The following is an 18,257-nucleotide window of genomic DNA, read 5'->3' as shown; positions in this document are numbered from 1 at the left end:
CAAATCATTTGTTAGTGAGTTAGTCCGTTATTTTCTAATATTAAGATTAAAATATCAAATACACAACATAATGAACATTTGACTTCATAATTGATAACCATTATCATTTGATTTGCTTGCGTGATAGTTGAGAATCATTTTCATTTGGAGGAACCATTCTTCAATTACTACACTCATCCAATATCCGCAAGCCTGCTTTTATCATCGTATGATGGTCGAATTTGAGGAAGGAGATTTTTTACATATGTCCAAACGCCCTGAAGGAATGGGTACTGAGGATTCACTTTTCGGAGAAAGCCGTCCTTTTTTTATACCTGGGACGGAGCAACTGGATATCACAGCACACCCATACAGACTTTTTATATTTAAACCGAATACTACTCCTCCAGCGGCTGGTTTTCCAGTCATGTACGTGCTTGATGGGAATTCACTTTTTGGCACAATGGTCGAAGCCATTCGTTTACAGTCAAGAAGACCTGAAAAAACAGGTGTCGTACCTGCCATCATTGTTGGAATTGGCTATCAGACAGAAGCGCCCTATCATCCGCTCAGGCATTATGATCTCACTCTTACCAGCCCTGATGCTTCCATTGGGGGCAAAAGAAAGGACTTCTCCATCCATACATATGGCGGGGCCTCTGCTTTCTTTTCTTTTTTAGAAAAGACTGTAAAGCCTTATATCGAGCAACGCTTTCCGATCAACCTGAGTCGTCAAACACTGTTTGGGCATTCTCTTGGCGGTCTTTTTGTATTACACACACTATTTGAGCACCCTGATGCTTATCAGACATATATTGCGGGCAGTCCTTCTATCCACTGGAATAAAAAATTATTTCTAGAAAAAGAATACCAATTCACCAACCGTATACGTCAGGTGCCTATGGATGTAAGGCTGTTTGTAGGTGTAGGTGAGCTAGAAAAACATCATCCATGTCAAATGAATGATCATGCAAAGTCACTAGCAAATCGTATGTTGCCTTTATCCTCATATGGCTTACATACGGCCTATCATGAGTTCCCTGAAGAAGGACATACGTCCGTTTTACCGGTGCTGATGAATTACGCTTTCCGTTTTGCACTCTATCATGATGATCCTTTAACAACCACAGACATGAAAGAAAGGTAGTGAACACATGAAACATAGTGGTCTATCTCAAAAGATTGCCCTTATCACAGGTGCAGGACAAGGTATTGGGCAAGCAGTCGCAAAAAGACTATCCGAAGAAGGTGCGATCATTGCAGCAGTTGACGCAAATGAAGATCAGCTGCAAAGCACCATCCAACAAATGAATGATGAAGGCATACGCGCCTTTGCCTATCCAGGTGACATTACCAATCAAGCTTCTGTTCAGCACATTGTCGATCAAATTGAAAAGCAGCTCGGACCCATTTATTTACTAGTCAATGTAGCAGGCATTCTTCGAATCGGTTCTATTGACCAGCTTTGTGCAGATGACTGGCAACAAACCTTCGCAGTCAACACACATGGTGTCTTTTACGTATCTCAAGCTGTCTCCAAATACATGATGAAAAGATCAGAAGGGGTCATTGTGACCGTCAGCTCTAACGCAGGTGCCATCCCTAGAATGAATATGGCTGCCTATGCCGCATCAAAAGCCGCAGCTACTTCCTTTACAAAAACGCTTGGATTAGAGCTAGCAGCCTATGGAATCAGATGCAATGTCGTCTCTCCTGGCTCTACCGCAACACCTATGCAATGGGCTTTATGGTCTGATGAACAAGGAGCAGATCAGGTGATTAAAGGTTCATTAGAGACGTATAAAACCGGTATTCCTTTACAAAAAATCGCTGATCCTCAAAACATCGCTGATGCAGTAATCTTCTTTGCATCTGAGCAATCCAGTCATATTACGATGCAGAATCTCACGATTGATGGTGGCGCAACACTCGGAATCTAGCATTTCATCAAAAAGGAGGCCTTTTCATGAAACATTCAATATTGTCGTCAGAAGAAAAAGTACAGTTGATTCAAGACTATCAGCCAGGCGCTTTTTTCCTTGCTTCCCCTAAACGTACGATACTGGCAGAAGGGATTTTCCAGCATATTGAAACCAATCAGCTAAATGAACTATCCACAAGGGTAGCTCACGTATTTGACGCTGCCAAACAAGCTGGTATTCGAACACCGATTGTTGCTGGTGCTGTTCCGTTTGATCCGGCGCAACCCGTTCGTTTAAGTGTTCCAATCCATGTACAGTTTAGTGATCCACTCGAATTTCATCAAGGTGATGAGGAGTCGGAAATGGCAGCTCCATCCTATGAGGTGACACCTGTCCCCTCTCCAGATGTCTACATGAATGGTGTGAACGAAGGGTTAGCTAAAATTGAGAAAGGAGAGCTTAGCAAAATCGTACTCTCTAGATCTCTCCATCTCAAATCAAATCGAGAAATTAATACGAAAGCAATACTTGAACGACTTGCTCGTCATAATACGACTGGCTATACGTTTGCTACAAATGTAGCTGACCCGGAATCTTCCCAAAAGCGCACACTGCTTGGGGCAAGCCCTGAGCTGCTTCTTTCAAAAACTGGTTCAACTGTTATTTCCAATCCACTTGCTGGTTCTCGGCCACGCAGTTCAGATCCAGTAGAAGACCAGCGTCGTCACGATGAACTCCTTACTTCAGCGAAGGATTTACACGAGCATGCAGTGGTTGTCGATGCTGTCACTAAAGCGCTTGCTCCTTACTGTCATACACTAGATGTGCCTGCATCACCATCCGTCATACAAACAGAAACGATGTGGCATTTATCTACTGTCGTTAAAGGTGAATTAGCAGATTCAGGTGTATCCTCAATTGATTTAGCGCTTAGCCTTCATCCAACACCCGCAGTATGCGGAACACCTACAGCAGATGCTCGTGAAGCAATCCAAGCGATTGAACCCTTCGATCGAGGATTTTTCACAGGAATGATCGGTTGGTCAGATGCAAATGGTGATGGTGATTGGATTGTCACCATTCGTTGTGCAGAAGCTGAGGGGCACTCCCTTCGCCTCTTTGCTGGTGCAGGAGTGGTCAAAGGATCAAAGGCAGAAGAAGAGCTAGCCGAAACATCTGCAAAATTCAACACGATGCTTCATGCGATGGGCATCCATCAGTTATAAAAATACATAGGAGATGACAAAACATGTTTGTTCAACCACCTACATGGCCAGAAGAATTTGCAAAACGCTACCGTGAAAACGGCTGTTGGCGTGGGGAAACCTTTAGCGGCATGCTTCGTGAACGCGCCGCATCGTTAGGGAATAAAACAGCAATTACATATGCTGATACGCACATGAGCTACCAAGAACTTGATGAGCGCGTCAGCAGTCTTGCCGCCGGTTTTCATCAGCTTGGAATTCAAAAGGGAAGTCGAGTTGTCGTTCAGCTTCCTAACATTCCTGCTTTTTTTGAAGTCATTTTCGCTTTATTTCGAATCGGTGCTTTACCCGTCTTCTCGCTACCATCTCATAGAAGCAGTGAAATCACTTATTTCATTGAGTTTGCCGAAGCAGACGCATATGTCATACCAGATATCGATGGTAGCTTTGATTATCGATCACTCGCACGTCAAGTGAAAGAAAAGCTTCCCTCATTACCTCATGTCATTGTTGCAGGGGAAGCTGAGGAATTCCTTGACTTGGATGATCTGCGCAAGGACCCATCACTTGATCCTCAAATTCATGTAGAGGCAAGCGAAATTGCGTTTCTTCAGTTATCTGGAGGCAGCACAGGCCTTTCAAAACTCATTCCTCGTACACATGATGACTATATGTATAGTCTTTGGAAAAGCAATGAGGTGTGCGAGCTTACACAAGATAGTGTGTATCTAGCTACACTTCCAGTTGCACACAACTATCCATTAAGCTCGCCTGGAGTCCTTGGGACGTTATACGCTGGTGGAAGAGTCGTTCTTGCACCTGGATCAAGCCCTGATGTAGTCTTTCCACTCATTGAAAAAGAACGAGCAACCATTACCGCTGTCGTTCCACCTATCGCATTGATTTGGCTAGAGGCTGCTCCTCATCGATCAGATGACTTATCCAGCCTTGAGGTCTTGCAAGTAGGTGGTGCTAAATTCAGTGCTGAGGCAGCAAAACGAGTGATGCCTGCCCTTGGGTGTAAATTACAGCAAGTTTTTGGCATGGCAGAAGGTCTGGTCAACTATACCAGATTAAATGATCCTGAACATGTCATTATTCATACACAAGGACGCCCGATGTCTGAATATGATGAGGTACTAGTGGTAGATGATGAGGACAAGCCCGTCCCGAATGAAGTGGCTGGACATCTTTTAACAAGAGGACCTTATACGATTCGTGGCTACTATAAAGCTGATGAACAAAACAAAAAAGCATTTACACCCGATGGCTTTTACAGAACAGGTGACATCGTGCGATTAACCAAAGAAGGAAATGTTGTTGTAGAAGGCAGAGACAAGGATCAAATCAATCGTGGTGGCGAAAAGGTTGCCGCTGAAGAAGTTGAGAACCATTTACTTGCGCACCCTGACATTCATGATGCCGCCATGGTGTCCATGCCAGATCCATTTCTTGGCGAACGCTCATGTGCCTTTGTTATTGCAAAAGGAAACAACAAGCCAGCACCACATGCATTAAAGTCATTTCTAAGAGAACGCGGGCTCGCTGCCTATAAAATTCCCGACCGCATTGAATGGATCGATGCGTTCCCACAAACAGGTGTAGGCAAAGTCAGTAAAAAAGCATTAAGAGAATTAGCTGCAATCCATACTGCCAACGTATAAAAAAAGAGGAGTGAAAACCATGGCAATCCCTACTATTCCTGCGTATCCAATGCCGAGCACACAAGATTTACCCGAAAATAAAGTGAACTGGATACCGGATCCGAAACGTGCTGTTCTGCTGATACATGACATGCAGCAATATTTTTTAAATGCATTTCAACAAGATACATCACCAATCACAGAGTTAGTTCAACATATTGAACAATTACGTAATACATGCAATGAACTTGGCATTCCAGTCGTCTATACAGCTCAACCTGGTGACCAAGACCCGAAGGATCGTGCCTTATTAACAGATTTTTGGGGACCTGGACTTGGTGATGATGAAGCATTGACAAAAATCATTGATCAGCTTGCTCCATCTGAAGCAGATACAATGCTGACAAAATGGCGTTATAGCGCATTCAAAAAATCCAATTTTTTAGATATTCTTCAAGAAGGCGGGCGTGATCAACTGATCATTACTGGCGTATATGCACATATTGGCTGTATGCTGACAGCCGCAGAAGCATTCATGCTCGATATTGAAACCTTTTTTGTCGCCGATGCCGTTGCTGACTTTTCACTTAAGCATCACAAAATGGCAATGACCTATGCAGCTGAACGCTGTGCGGTCACCACAACGACAAACCAAATCATTAGTCGTTTAACAGGACAGGAAGCAGACGATGACCTATCTTTTGAGGCCATCCTTCACCAAGTAGCTGAGTATCTCGAAATCAAGCCGAATGAAATACCGCTTGACGAGAATCTCGTCTACCTTGGGCTTGATTCTATTAGAATGATGAGCCTAGCGGAAAAGTGGAGACAGCAAGGAATGACAGTCAATTTCGTTGAGCTTGCAGCAAATCCAACGCTCACTCATTGGCGAACTCTTCTTTTCCCAGAAAAACAGCCATCTATCCCAAATATCGATTACATGTAAAGGAGGTATAGACCCTTGTCGATCCAGTCAGTCGATTCATTCCCACTAACCGGTGCCCAATCAGGCATATGGTATGCGCAGCAGCTTGATCCATCTAATCCCATTTTCAATACAGCTGAGTATATAGATATTAAAGGTTATATTGACCCCATACACTTTGAAGCAGCCATTAGAAAGACTGTCTTAGAAGCAGATTCCTTGTATATGCGCTTCGTTGAGGATACTGACGGTCCAAAGCAATGGTTTACATCTAAGAAAGAGATTCCATTTCAATATATCAATTTACAATATGAAAAACAGCCGCTTGATGCGGCTAAAGCATGGATGAATGCAGATCTTTCAACATCAGTCTCTTTAGAGAAAGATGTATTATTCCGTGAAGTACTTTTTCAACTTGCTGACGACCGATTTATCTGGTATCAGCGCATTCATCACATTGCCATTGATGGATTCGCCTTTTCGCTCATTGCACGCCGTGTTGCTGAGGTCTATTCAGCCCTATCGAAAGGGACACCTGTGCCTCCTCAAACATTTGGAGCCTTACATGACGTAGTCCAAGAGGAGATCACCTATCAACAGTCCAATCGGTATGAAGAGGATCGAGCGTTTTGGAAAAATCGCTTTGCTGATCAACCTGAAATTGTGAGCCTTGCTGAGCTTGCCCCAAGAACTTCAGATGATTTTATCCGAAAAACCGCTAGCTATGATGCTGAAAAGGTAAGCAAAATGAAAAAAATTGCTCAAGCTTTCGGTTGTACTTGGCATGAAATGATTCTTGCCGCATCCGCTCTATATATGCATCGTATGACTGGTGCACACGATATTGTTTTAGGATTGCCTGTTATGATGCGCCTTGGATCTTGCGCCTTGCAAACACCCGGAATGGTCATGAACCTAGTACCGCTTCGTTTAACATGCAAACCAGAAATGACGCTCTCAGCACTTGTTCGCCAAGTATCTGATGAACTGAAAGCCATTCGGCCTCATCAAAGATATCGTCACGAAGACATGCGGAGAGACTTTAAACTCATCGGAAGAAATCAACGATTATTCGGCCCACAGATCAATATCATGCCATTTGATTATGATCTCATGTTCGATCAGAGCATTGGTCAAGCACATAATCTTTCAGCAGGACCCGTAGATGATTTATCGATCAACATATACGACCGCGCGGACGGGAACGGATTTCAAATCGACTTTGATGCAAACCCTGCCGTTTACAAAGAGCAAGCAGTTGACGCTCATCAGCATCGTTTTCTTCAATTGCTGGAGGAAATAACTGGACTAGAACAAGATCAGACAATCAGTCAATTCAACCTTCTTTTGTCTAAAGAAAAAGAGAACATCCTCAAGCACTGGAATGATACAAAACGAGAATTACCAAAAGAATCTTTACGGGAACTATTTGAAAAACAAGTCAGCAAAACACCACAAGCAAAAGCAATACAGTTTGAAGGAACCACTTTGACCTACGAAGAGTTAAATCAACGGGTAAATCAATTAGCTCATTATTTGAAAAGGCATGGCATCGGACCAGAACAATTTGTCGCAATTGCTCTGCCTCGATCCATCGATATGGTCGTAAGTCTGTTGGCCGTCGTCAAAACAGGAGCCGCATATCTGCCATTAGACCCTGATTACCCTAGCGATCGTGTCGCCTATATGCTAAATGATGCCAAACCAGCGTGCTTGCTCACAGTCAAAGAGACTGCAGACCGTTTGGACCATCCACACATCGTTCAACTCGATGATTCAACTGTTTATCAGGAGATCGTAGGGAGTCCGCATCTCAATCCGACCTGGAACGAAGGCTCTCCACATCACCCGGCTTACATCCTCTACACGTCAGGATCGACAGGCAAACCAAAGGGTGTTGTTGTAACAAAACGAAATGTGATCAACTTTATATTGTCCATGCAAGATTCATTTTTATTAGATCAAGGAGACCAGCTTTTAGCGGTAACGACCATTGCCTTTGATATTTCCGGGCTAGAAATGTTCCTCCCACTCTTACATGGGGCTGCTCTTTTATTGGCAAAAAAAGAAATCATACAAGAGCCAGCAAAGCTTTCAGACATGATTCGTTCTCATCATGTCACAATCATGCAGGCAACACCAACGTTGTGGCATGTATTGGCAGATGAATACCCTGACGTGATAACAGGTATGCGTGTTCTTGTTGGAGGAGAAGCACTCCCTGCCTCCCTTTTGCACACATTGCAATCTCTTCAATGCGACATTACCAATTTGTACGGACCTACAGAAACGACGATCTGGTCTACGATGGAAAATGTCACAGCACATCAAGAGAATAGCGGGCCGCCAATTGGCAAACCCATTTGGAATACGAGTATTTACATTTTAGATGAAGGGCTAAACCCTGTCCCAGCAGGATCAATCGGTGAACTTTATATTGCAGGTGAAGGAGTATCCAGAGGATATCTTGGACGATATGATTTAACGGCTGAACGTTTTGTGGCTGATCCATTCGGTACAAAAGGCACGAGAATGTATCGTACTGGTGATTTAGCCAGATGGCGTGAGGATGGTTCAATTGATTATATCAGCCGTGCCGATCATCAAATTAAAATCCGCGGCTTCCGTATTGAACTAGGTGAAATCGAAACCGTGATTATGCAACACCAATCCATAAAGCATACATCTGTTATCGTTCGTGAGGATCAACCTGGACAACAGCTGCTTTGTGCGTATGTTGTGCTGACAGATGGCACTTCTCTGCACCCTTCAGAGCTCAGGCAGTTTGTGGCTGCATCACTTCCTGATTACATGGTGCCTTCTGCTGTTGTCGTTTTGCCAGACCTTCCACTTACACCAAACGGCAAAATCGATCGCAAAGCATTACCAGCACCAAATATGTCTTTAGTTAGTTCTGACCGTACACCTAGAACGCCCCAAGAAGACATGTTATGTAGTTTATTTGCAGAAACCCTTGGCCTATCTCAAATTGGCATAGATGATAGTTTCTTTGACTTAGGCGGACATTCCTTACTCGCCGCTCGTCTGCTTAGACGTATACGCGATACACTTGGTGCAGACCTAAGCATGAGTACCATTTTTGAATCACCTCGAGTTGCTGAGCTTGCGCAGCACATTGACAAAGCGAAGGACATTCGGCCGCCGCTTCAGGTAGAAAACAAGCCAGATGAGATTCCGTTATCCTTTGCCCAAAAACGGCTCTGGTTCCTTCATTGCCTTGAAGGGCCAAGTCCAACTTACAATATCCCACTTGTCATTCAGCTGACAGGTACACTAGATCAAAAAGCTTTAATTGGTGCATTGGCAGATATCACTGAAAAACATGAAACCCTTAGAACCATTTTTCCAAATAAGAACGGCATGCCAAGACAGGTCATTTTACATCCAAAAAGTGTTCAGCCTGAACTCCATGTCACAGCTTCAAGCGATCAACAAATTGAGAATCAGTTAAACGAAGCCATTCGCTATAGCTTTAAGATTGAAGAAGAACCCGCACTGCGAGCAGATTTATTCATGCTTGATGCAAATCGATCCGTACTGCTTCTATTGCTACATCACATCGCTGGTGACGGCTGGTCACTTGCACCATTGACACGAGACTTAGCTGCTGCTTACGAAGCACGTATACAAGGGAAATCACTCTCCTTGCCAGCCGAACCTGTTCAATATGCTGACTATGCTATTTGGCAACAGAAGCTGTTGGGCAGTGAAGAAGAGACGGATAGTCTATTTGCCAAGCAACTAAGCTATTGGACAGGTGCCTTACAGGACCTGCCAGAAGAACTGGAGCTTCCCTATGACTTCCCGCGTCCACAGGAAGGAAGCTTCAACGGTGCTACGATAGACTTTACGATTGAGCCCGCTTTACACCAGCTGCTCCTTGAGCTTGCAAAGCAGCATCAAGTGAGTTTGTTCATGGTGCTTCAAGCATCACTTGCAGCATTACTGACACGCCTTGGGGCGGGGACAGATATCCCAATTGGCAGTCCAATTGCTGGACGGAATGACGATGCACTTGACGACATTGTGGGATTGTTTGTGAACACACTAGTATTACGTACAAATACAGCTGGTAATCCAACCTTTAGTGAGCTATTGAAGCGAGTTCGAGACGTTGACTTAGCAGCCTATGAGCATCAGGATCTGCCATTTGAACGGCTAGTCGAAATCCTAAATCCAACCCGATCCAGATCACGCAATCCATTGTTCCAGGTCATGCTTGCCTTCCAAAATACACCGAAGGCGGAAATGAAGCTGACACAACTTGACTCAGATCTCTATGTGAAACCAGTAGGGTCAGCTAAATTTGATCTGACCATCGAATTGACAGAACAAAGAACTGAAACTGGATCAGCAGCAGGATTAACAGGTTTGTTTGAATTCAGTACAGATGTATTTAAACAAAGCACCATTCGAGCAATCGCTGACAGAATGAAGCGCTTTTTAACAGAAGTAGCTGAGCGCCCACACCTGCCGATTGGTCAAGTGAACATTTTGTCGGATAAAGAACGACAAACATTTCTCCCTGACAAAAAGACATTCGCTCAGTTAGACCAAGCACCTAGTCTCCCAGCCTTATTTGAAAAAACGGCGCAGCAATACCCTGATCGAGTGGCTGTAACGGATGGCAATCAACAGCTTACCTATGAAGAGTTAAACAACAAAGCCAATCGACTTGCTCATTTATTAATAGAAAGAGGCGTTGGACCAGAACAGTTCGTTGCACTTGCCCTGCCTAGATCAATCGATATGCTCGTAAGCTTATTAGCCGTTCATAAAGCAGGCGCAGCCTATGTTCCGCTTGATCCTGACTATCCAGCAGACAGGCTGGCATACATGATACAAGATGCCAAACCCGTTTGCAGCATCACAACAAAAGCAGATGCAGTGCATCTCCCTGCTGATTGCGATTTGATTTTGTTAGACGAAAAAGAAACGAGCGATCAATTGCTGACTACGCCAAATCACAATCCGGCTGATATAGACAGAATTGAGCCACTATCTTCTCTGCATCCGGCCTATATTATTTATACATCCGGTTCTACAGGGAAACCAAAAGGAGTGGTCATCCCACACCAAAATGTCATCCGTCTTCTGACATCTACTGCACATTGGTTCCATTTTGATGAAGAAGATGTTTGGACAATGTTTCATTCGTATGCCTTTGATTTTTCAGTATGGGAAATATGGGGACCACTTTTATATGGAGGTCGACTTGTCATTGTACCTCATACCATCTCTCGCTCTCCAGAAGAGATGCTGCAGCTTCTAGTCGAGGAAGGTGTGACTGTGCTTAATCAAACACCTTCTGCCTTCTATCAGCTCATGCAGATAGACAAGGAACAACAGACACTTGGTCAAGCATTATCACTCCGCTATGTCATCTTTGGCGGTGAAGCATTAGAGCTTAGCAGATTAGAAGATTGGTACAGCCGTCACCCAGACTGTAAGCCAAAGCTAATTAACATGTACGGCATTACAGAAACCACCGTACACGTTACGTACAATATACTCAATCGAGACATGATCGCAAAGAAATCCAGTAGCTTAATAGGCGAACCGATTCCTGATCTACACGTTTACGTACTAGATGAATACCTACAACCTGTTCCCCCTGGGACGACAGGTGAAATGTATGTAGCTGGAGCTGGCTTGGCAAGAGGTTATCTAAGCAGGCCTGACCTGACCTCAGATCGATTCCCTGCCGACCCTTATGGAGCACCTGGCACAAGGATGTATCGTACAGGTGACCTCGCACGCTGGACAGAAGAAGGGGCACTTGATTACATTGGCAGAGCTGATCACCAAATTAAAATACGCGGGTTTAGGATTGAACTTGGAGAAATCGAAGCCGTTCTGGCACGCCACGATGCAGTTGCACAAGTTGCCGTCATTATGCGAGAGGATCAGCCTGGTGACAAACGCTTAGTCGCATATATCGTAACAACTGAAGAAGACTGTTTCGATACAGAGACCCTTCGTCATTTTGCCGCAGCCAGTCTTCCTGATTACATGGTGCCTGCGGCATATGTACAGATTGATACCATGCCACTTACAGCAAACGGGAAGCTTGATCAAAAATCACTGCCGGCACCTCAATTGCATATAAAGCAAACGGATGGCCGCGGCCCAAGAAATCCGAAGGAGGAAATCCTATGTCATCTCTTTGAAGAGGTGCTTGATTTGCCAAAAATCAGCATTGACGATCGCTTTTTTGACATTGGCGGGCATTCCTTACTTGCGGTTCGTTTAATCAGCCGCATTCGTGATGCACTTGGTGTCAAACTAAGCATCGGAACGTTGTTTGAAGCACCAAATGTTGCAAGTTTGGCAGAGAAACTAGAAACAGGAAGCGATGAAAACGCACTAGAAATCTTGCTGCCACTACGAACAAATGGAGAAAGATATCCTCTCTTCTGTGTTCACCCAGCAGGTGGTCTTAGCTGGTGCTATGCAGGTCTCTTGAATACATTAGAGAAAGACATCCCTATTTATGGATTACAGGCACGAGGAATCGCAAGAAAAGATGACTACCCGCGCACACTAGATGATATGGCTGCGGATTATATCAAGCACATCCAAACGATTCAGCCAAAAGGCCCTTATCATCTTCTTGGCTGGTCACTAGGCGGAAACGTTGTACAGGCAATGGCTACACAGCTCCAGCAGCAAGGTGAAGAAATCTCACTCGTTGCGATGCTGGATGCCTATCCGAACCATTTCTTACCGATTAAAGAAGCACCTGATGAAGAAGAAGCACTAATCGCTCTTCTTGCGCTCGGCGGTTATGATCCAGATACCTTAACAGATGAACCGCTCACAATGAAAAGTGCCGTCGACATCTTGAAAAAAGATGGCAGTGCACTAGCAAGCTTAAGTGAAGATGCCATTAGAAATCTAAAAGAAACCTATGTCAATTCAGTTCGATTGCTCGGAGAATATCAGCCAAAAACTTATCATGGAGATATATTATTCTTTAGATCTACCATTATCCCAGATTGGTTTACACCAATTGATCCCGAAGCATGGGCACCTTATATCAACGGAAAAATTGAACAGCACGACATTCATTGCCGGCACAAAGACATGTGCCAGCCTAAACCCCTAGCAGAAATTGGTGTCATCTTAGACAACACACTGCATCGGGTCAAACAAAAGCACTAAGAATAAAGGAGAGATGACAAATGACAAATCCCTTTGATCGTGAAGACGGTGTCTTTCTTGTGCTTGTCAATGAACAAGGACAGCATTCACTTTGGCCATCATTTGCACCAGTGCCAGATGGATGGGAAAAGGTCTTTGGTGAAGACACTAGAAATGCCTGCATCGATTATATCCAGACACACTGGCAGGACTTACGGCCTTTAAGCTTAACAAAAGAACCTGCCCTAGCACATGGAAAAACGGAATAAATCATCGCACCCTGATCTCACTCAGGGTGCTTTTTTGACAGAATAAACATCACCATCTTTCCAGCCCTTTCTGCTACAATTTAATTGAGAATGTTTATCAATCATTAAGAGATCAGGTGGTTTTATGGGAAATAACAATCAATTACGTACAATGGCAAATGCCGAACAATTCATCTATCGATTAACATATACTGAAAAAATAAATAATGCAGAGCTTCCGCATACGGAGCAACAGCTATCAGATACATTCTGCCTCCTCTTCAGCATAAGCGGCAGCGGTTTACTCACATTGAACGATCAAAAATGGCGATTGAAAAATCTGACACTCTATACGATCATGCCTGGGGAAACATTTATGTTGAAAACAGAGCCTTATCGAAAACACGAGCTCTATCTGTTTCGCTTTCAGCTCTACACACTGCAAGATCAAAACATAGGAGAAGTATCAACTGAACATGCCCGTTCTTTACTGAATGTATGGCAATTTATCGATATTAGCTCGATTGAACAAATTCATTCTTTACTGCCTGAAATGACAGAGGAATGGAAAAGACCTGAATCCATTAGCTTTTTTAGAAGCCAAACTCTTTTTCAACAGCTCATTATGCAGCTTTTCACACTGCATAAAGAAGATATTTGTGACACGGCACATGCCCTTTTCAAAACAAAACAATATATTGATCAACATTCCGAAGAACCCCTCAGCCTTACAAGTCTATCTCATATGGCTGGCATCAGCGCCAATCATTACAGTGACCTATTTAAAAAGCATTTTGATGTGAGTGTCACTGATTATATCACCAAGAAAAGGATGGCTAGAGCCAAACAGTTAATGGCAAAAAGCAATGCAAAGCTCAAAGACATTGCACTGGAAATCGGCTATCAAGATCCCTATTACTTTAGCCGCATCTTTAAGAAAAAAACTGGCATGACCCCTTCTGCTTATATGAAAAGCCGTCAGCGGAAAATTGCAGCCTATGGTCATTCCATACTCGGTCAGCTCACACCAATTCATATCATCCCATATGCTGCCCCTCTTCATCCTAAATGGACAGCACATGATTTTGAGCATCATGCAGAAGAAATTCCGATTCACCTGAGTGCACATCGTATCAACGAGCACGCTGAAGCCAATTTACAGCAATTAAAGGAAACAAAACCTGAGCTGATCATTGCCAATGATCATGTGACAGAGGAAGAAAAACAAGTGTTGAAAACCATCTGTCCTGTTCACTTTGTTCCATTCACACAATTGAATTGGCGCGCTCAATTCAGACAAACAGCTATGTTCCTGAACGAAGCGAAGGAAGCAGAAGAATGGTTGCTTCATTACGAGGAAATCGTCATTCAAGCGAAAAAGGCATGCCTTGTTGATCATCCACCAAAAACCGTCCTGCCTCTTCGTATCTTTCAAGATCAGCTCTACTTGTCTGTAAATCGCACCATGTCAGAAGTGATTTTTCATGACATTGGTCTTCTGCCAGCTTTTCAGAATGATGGTCAGCTAATAGAAAAAAAAATCAGCATTCGCTCCATACAACAGCTAGACCCAGATGCCATCTTTCTCTTCTTGCATAAAGAGCCAAAAACCATTGCATTTTATCAAAAGTTAAAGCAACAGGAGGCTTGGCAAAATCTCAAGGCTGTGAGTCAACAAGCAGTCTATCCACTCGCTTCTGACCCTTGGCGTGAATACACAGCAGCCAGTCATCAACGAGTCATTCAGGACCTTTTATCTTTTTTTCCGTAAAAAGTCCATCATTTGATAGAGAATTGTCTATGGATAAAAGGACGAAAGCCTAATACAATCTTTAATTGAGAACAATTATCAGTTAAAGGAGAAAACAAATGAAAAAATGGTTAGCATTGCTTACCCTTTGTATCATGACGATCACCACAGCAGCCTGTGGTGCTACAGAAAATAAACCTGCTTCAAACACAGCCAAAAGCAAGTCAGCTGAAGCAACAGAAACAAAAATCAATTACTTAGATCAAACGTACAAGCTCAAAACACCAGTGAAACGAATCGTCATTGCTGGAAGCCTAGAATCAATGGAAGATGCAAAATTACTTGGTATCCAACCTATTGGTGCTTCTACCGTAGGCGGCACATTCCCTGAATTATTTAAAGACATCACAGCGAAAACAGAAGGCATCGGTGAAAAAACAGAACCAAACCTAGAGAAAATCTTAAAACTAAAACCAGACGTGATACTCGGATCAACAAAGTTCCCGCCTGCAACAATTAAAAAACTGGATAAAGTCCAAACGACGATCCCAGTATCCCATGTCTCTTCTGACTGGGAAAGCAATCTTTTATTGCTCGGTACACTGACTGGAAAGAGTGAAGAAGCCAAAAACATCATTTCTGATTATCAGAAAGATCTCAAACAAGCGAAAGAAACCCTGAAAGACAAAAGCAACAACAAAACAGCTGTCATTTTACGCATTAGACAGGGCGACCTGTACGTGTATCCTGAAGACGTATACTTCAACTCAACCTTATATGGGGACTTAGGATTTTCAGCACCAAGTGATATCAAAAAAGCCAAAGCACAAGCGATGATTTCGATGGAGCGCCTGGGCGAGCTAAATCCTGACTATATTTTTGTTCAGTTCTCTAAAGCGGAAAACTCATCGAATCCAAACGCATTGAAGGACTTAGAGCAAAATAAAATTTGGACAAGCCTAAAAGCTGTGAAAAATGGGCACATCAATGCAAATGTCGTTGATCCTATGCTTCAAGGAGGAACAGCACTAAGCAAAACAACCTTCCTTGATAAAGCTGTCAAATGGTTAGAGAAAAACAACTAAAAAAAGAAGCGCCAATTTGCGCGATCAGATTGTTGACAAAGGGCTAAAATGATCTTTATTTTTAGCTCTTTGTCTTCTTTTCAGCGTAGTTGAAAACCTTGAGGAGAGAATACACATGAACGGAACGTTTCTATATGACGAGTTTAATGGGCGTCAGCTTGATATTTACCTTCCACAGGACACCTCTATTGATGTTCCAGCTGTCTTTGTACAAGATGGCTCTTCTTTGTTTAGAACACACCTGCTAGAGATCGAAAGAATGATCGAAGCCAATACCATCTCGCCAATCATCATTGTCGGCATACACCCCTTCAATCGACTTGATGAATATACACCATGGAAGGCGTCATCACTGCGTTCTGAGTTTCCTGACTTTAATGGCGAGGCACAGACGTATATGTCATTTTTAGCAAATGACTTGCTCCCATATATCAAAAGAGAATATCCAGTCAAGCAGACCTGTCATCAACATAGTCACGTAGGTGCTTCATTAGGTGGACTATTTGCTATTTATACCCTATTGATGCACCCTGCCCTTTTTAAAAACATCGCATCTATCTCTGGGTCATTTTGGTATCAAGATTTTCTACCGTTTGCTAAACAACAAAGCATTCAGTGTGTGGAGCACCTTGTCTATTTATCTGTAGGCAGTGAAGAAGGTAAAGGCAAAACATCTGCTCAACAGCACATGCCTTTATTCAACAAACAACTACATGACCTTTTATTACAGAAAGGGATGCAGGATTGGCAGCTGCAATATCACATCGAACAAGGGGAGGGCCATCATCTGAAACAATTTCAAAAAAATTTCTTATCGGCCATAAAGTGGTTTTATAAAAGAGAACTCTAATTTTTTATCAGCATGGCACAAAGCCGATATGTTATATTGGAACGTATAGATTGAAAGAGGAGGGATTTGCTCATGAGACCTTTACAAATCTCAGCCGATACAGCACAAAAACTTGCGGCATCACTCAATGTACCCATTGAACAAATCATGCACATGCCGCAGCATATCTTAATCGCTAAACTAGCAGAACTTGAACAGAAGAAAGATCGTTCTTCTTAAAGAAATAAAGGAGTTTACATTCATGGAACAACATCTAGAACAATCAACATTACATCCTCGCAGTAAAGGACAAACCATCCTGCTGATTGCTGGGATTTTACTCATTGCATTTAATCTGCGGCCTGCCATTACGTCCGTGGGGCCTCTCATCGGCGCCATTCGTTCCGATTTACAGCTTTCAAATGGACTTGCGGGTTTTCTCACAACATTACCACTGCTCTCATTCGCATTGCTTTCTCCAATTGCACCTAAAATCGGAAAACGTCTTGGCAATGAACGAACCCTTTGGCTTGGGCTTGCTGTCCTTTTATTTGGGATTGTGATTCGCTCGTTTGGCACGATCATCTTCTTAATGATGGGAACCGCGCTTGTCGGTGTCGGGATTGCAATATGTAATGTGCTCTTACCGGGGCTCGTGAAGCATAAATTTCCTGCACATGCTGGATTGATGACGAGCGTTTATACGACCTCGATGTCCGTCTTTGCGGCACTTGCATCAGGTGTCAGTGTTCCACTCAGTCATACGATGCCTGGCGGCTGGAATACATCATTCCTCGTATGGGCTGGCCTTGCTCTTCTCGCGATGATGGTCTGGGCGCCACAGCTTCTTCATCAGAACACAGCGGCCGTCAAAAGCATTTCGCTCACAGAGCAGCCAATATGGCGTTCACGTGTCGCATGGCAGGTGACCTTTTTTATGGGGTTGCAGTCATTCCTTTTCTATAGCAGCATCGCCTGGTTTCCCGATATTTTAACATCACATGGAATGAACCTGTCGACAGCCGGCTGGATGCTGTCCATTATGCAGTTTGCTGGACTGCCATCCACCTTTTTAACGCCTGTTTTTGCAGAAAAATTAAAAACACAAAGACCGCTTGTCTTCGGACTTGTCCTTGTGTATTTACTCGGCATGATCGGACTTCTTCTCGGAGGATCGTCGCCTATTCTCGTGATCTCTGTTTTATTGATCGGTATTGGACAAGGTGCCAGCATCAGTCTGGCGCTCACATTTATCGGGTTACGAACGACCAATATGGAGCAAGCCGCTGCCCTTTCCGGAATGGCGCAGTCTCTCGGTTATTTATTAGCCGCCGTTGGTCCGTTCATGATCGGTATCCTTTTTGATCTCACACATACATGGACGCCATCCATTATCATCTTTATCATCATCCTATTTTTCATGTTTTTATCCGGTATGCGAGCCGGACGAAGCGTCTATATTTCAGATCCATCATAAAAAAAGAACCCGCCTCCTCGTGAGACGGGT

12 protein-coding genes are annotated in these 18,257 nt (G+C 43.5%); all 12 read left to right on the top strand.

Annotated features, from left to right (window positions below; all coding sequences use genetic code 11):
* The first annotated feature begins 244 nt into the window (after positions 1 to 244).
* A complete protein-coding gene (locus C6Y06_RS00265) occupies positions 245 to 1,126 on the top strand; it encodes an alpha/beta hydrolase (protein ID WP_066031477.1) in 882 nt (293 codons plus the stop codon).
* Positions 1,127 to 1,133: 7 nt separating this feature from the next.
* Positions 1,134 to 1,919, top strand: a complete 786-nt coding sequence (locus tag C6Y06_RS00260; RefSeq protein ID WP_066031476.1) for a 2,3-dihydro-2,3-dihydroxybenzoate dehydrogenase — start codon at positions 1,134 to 1,136, stop codon at positions 1,917 to 1,919.
* Between the two features lie 26 nt (positions 1,920 to 1,945).
* Positions 1,946 to 3,127, top strand: coding sequence for an isochorismate synthase DhbC (gene dhbC, locus C6Y06_RS00255; protein WP_066031475.1), 1,182 nt, complete (start codon positions 1,946 to 1,948; stop codon positions 3,125 to 3,127).
* Between the two features lie 23 nt (positions 3,128 to 3,150).
* Positions 3,151 to 4,770, top strand: a complete 1,620-nt coding sequence (locus tag C6Y06_RS00250; protein WP_060597687.1) for a (2,3-dihydroxybenzoyl)adenylate synthase — start codon at positions 3,151 to 3,153, stop codon at positions 4,768 to 4,770.
* Positions 4,771 to 4,789: 19 nt separating this feature from the next.
* On the top strand, positions 4,790 to 5,695 hold the full coding sequence (locus C6Y06_RS00245; protein ID WP_060597688.1) for an isochorismatase family protein: 906 nt from the start codon (positions 4,790 to 4,792) through the stop codon (positions 5,693 to 5,695).
* 15 nt (positions 5,696 to 5,710) lie between these two features.
* Complete coding sequence (locus C6Y06_RS00240; RefSeq protein WP_066031474.1) at positions 5,711 to 12,859, top strand: amino acid adenylation domain-containing protein; 7,149 nt, start codon at positions 5,711 to 5,713, stop codon at positions 12,857 to 12,859.
* 20 nt (positions 12,860 to 12,879) lie between these two features.
* Positions 12,880 to 13,107 carry an MbtH family protein gene (locus C6Y06_RS00235; protein ID WP_025093680.1) on the top strand — a complete coding sequence of 76 codons (228 nt, stop codon included), beginning with the start codon at positions 12,880 to 12,882 and terminating at the stop codon, positions 13,105 to 13,107.
* Positions 13,108 to 13,231: 124 nt separating this feature from the next.
* Entirely contained in the window at positions 13,232 to 14,857 is a 1,626-nt protein-coding gene (locus tag C6Y06_RS00230; protein WP_066031473.1) for an AraC family transcriptional regulator, read from the top strand.
* A gap of 98 nt (positions 14,858 to 14,955) precedes the next feature.
* The gene (locus C6Y06_RS00225; protein WP_034660636.1) at positions 14,956 to 15,921 is read left to right on the top strand and encodes an ABC transporter substrate-binding protein; all 966 of its coding nucleotides are present in this window, start codon (positions 14,956 to 14,958) and stop codon (positions 15,919 to 15,921) included.
* A gap of 115 nt (positions 15,922 to 16,036) precedes the next feature.
* Positions 16,037 to 16,771, top strand: coding sequence for an alpha/beta hydrolase (locus C6Y06_RS00220; protein ID WP_060597691.1), 735 nt, complete (start codon positions 16,037 to 16,039; stop codon positions 16,769 to 16,771).
* 72 nt (positions 16,772 to 16,843) lie between these two features.
* Positions 16,844 to 16,990, top strand: a complete 147-nt coding sequence (locus C6Y06_RS00215) for a YycC family protein (RefSeq protein WP_003214589.1) — start codon at positions 16,844 to 16,846, stop codon at positions 16,988 to 16,990.
* A 22-nt stretch (positions 16,991 to 17,012) separates the two neighbouring features.
* Positions 17,013 to 18,227 carry a CynX/NimT family MFS transporter gene (locus C6Y06_RS00210; protein WP_060597692.1) on the top strand — a complete coding sequence of 405 codons (1,215 nt, stop codon included), beginning with the start codon at positions 17,013 to 17,015 and terminating at the stop codon, positions 18,225 to 18,227.
* Positions 18,228 to 18,257 lie beyond the last annotated feature (30 nt).

It is taken from the genome of Bacillus sp. MZGC1, from assembly GCF_002998605.1.
In the GTDB taxonomy this organism is placed as follows: Bacteria; Bacillota; Bacilli; order Bacillales; family Bacillaceae; genus Bacillus.
This window is presented reverse-complemented; position numbering and strand designations above follow the sequence as displayed.

Excerpts from the sequence above, each read along its gene's own strand:
- C6Y06_RS00230 (WP_066031473.1), top strand. The coding sequence starts at position 13,232 with ATGGGAAATAACAATCAATTACGTACAATGGCAAATGCCGAACAATTC.
- C6Y06_RS00260 (WP_066031476.1), top strand. The coding sequence starts at position 1,134 with ATGAAACATAGTGGTCTATCTCAAAAGATTGCCCTTATCACAGGTGCA.
- C6Y06_RS00215 (WP_003214589.1), top strand. The coding sequence starts at position 16,844 with ATGAGACCTTTACAAATCTCAGCCGATACAGCACAAAAACTTGCGGCA.
- C6Y06_RS00220 (WP_060597691.1), top strand. The coding sequence starts at position 16,037 with ATGAACGGAACGTTTCTATATGACGAGTTTAATGGGCGTCAGCTTGAT.
- C6Y06_RS00265 (WP_066031477.1), top strand. The coding sequence starts at position 245 with ATGTCCAAACGCCCTGAAGGAATGGGTACTGAGGATTCACTTTTCGGA.
- C6Y06_RS00225 (WP_034660636.1), top strand. The coding sequence starts at position 14,956 with ATGAAAAAATGGTTAGCATTGCTTACCCTTTGTATCATGACGATCACC.
- C6Y06_RS00245 (WP_060597688.1), top strand. The coding sequence starts at position 4,790 with ATGGCAATCCCTACTATTCCTGCGTATCCAATGCCGAGCACACAAGAT.
- C6Y06_RS00235 (WP_025093680.1), top strand. The coding sequence starts at position 12,880 with ATGACAAATCCCTTTGATCGTGAAGACGGTGTCTTTCTTGTGCTTGTC.
- C6Y06_RS00250 (WP_060597687.1), top strand. The coding sequence starts at position 3,151 with ATGTTTGTTCAACCACCTACATGGCCAGAAGAATTTGCAAAACGCTAC.
- C6Y06_RS00210 (WP_060597692.1), top strand. The coding sequence starts at position 17,013 with ATGGAACAACATCTAGAACAATCAACATTACATCCTCGCAGTAAAGGA.
- dhbC (WP_066031475.1), top strand. The coding sequence starts at position 1,946 with ATGAAACATTCAATATTGTCGTCAGAAGAAAAAGTACAGTTGATTCAA.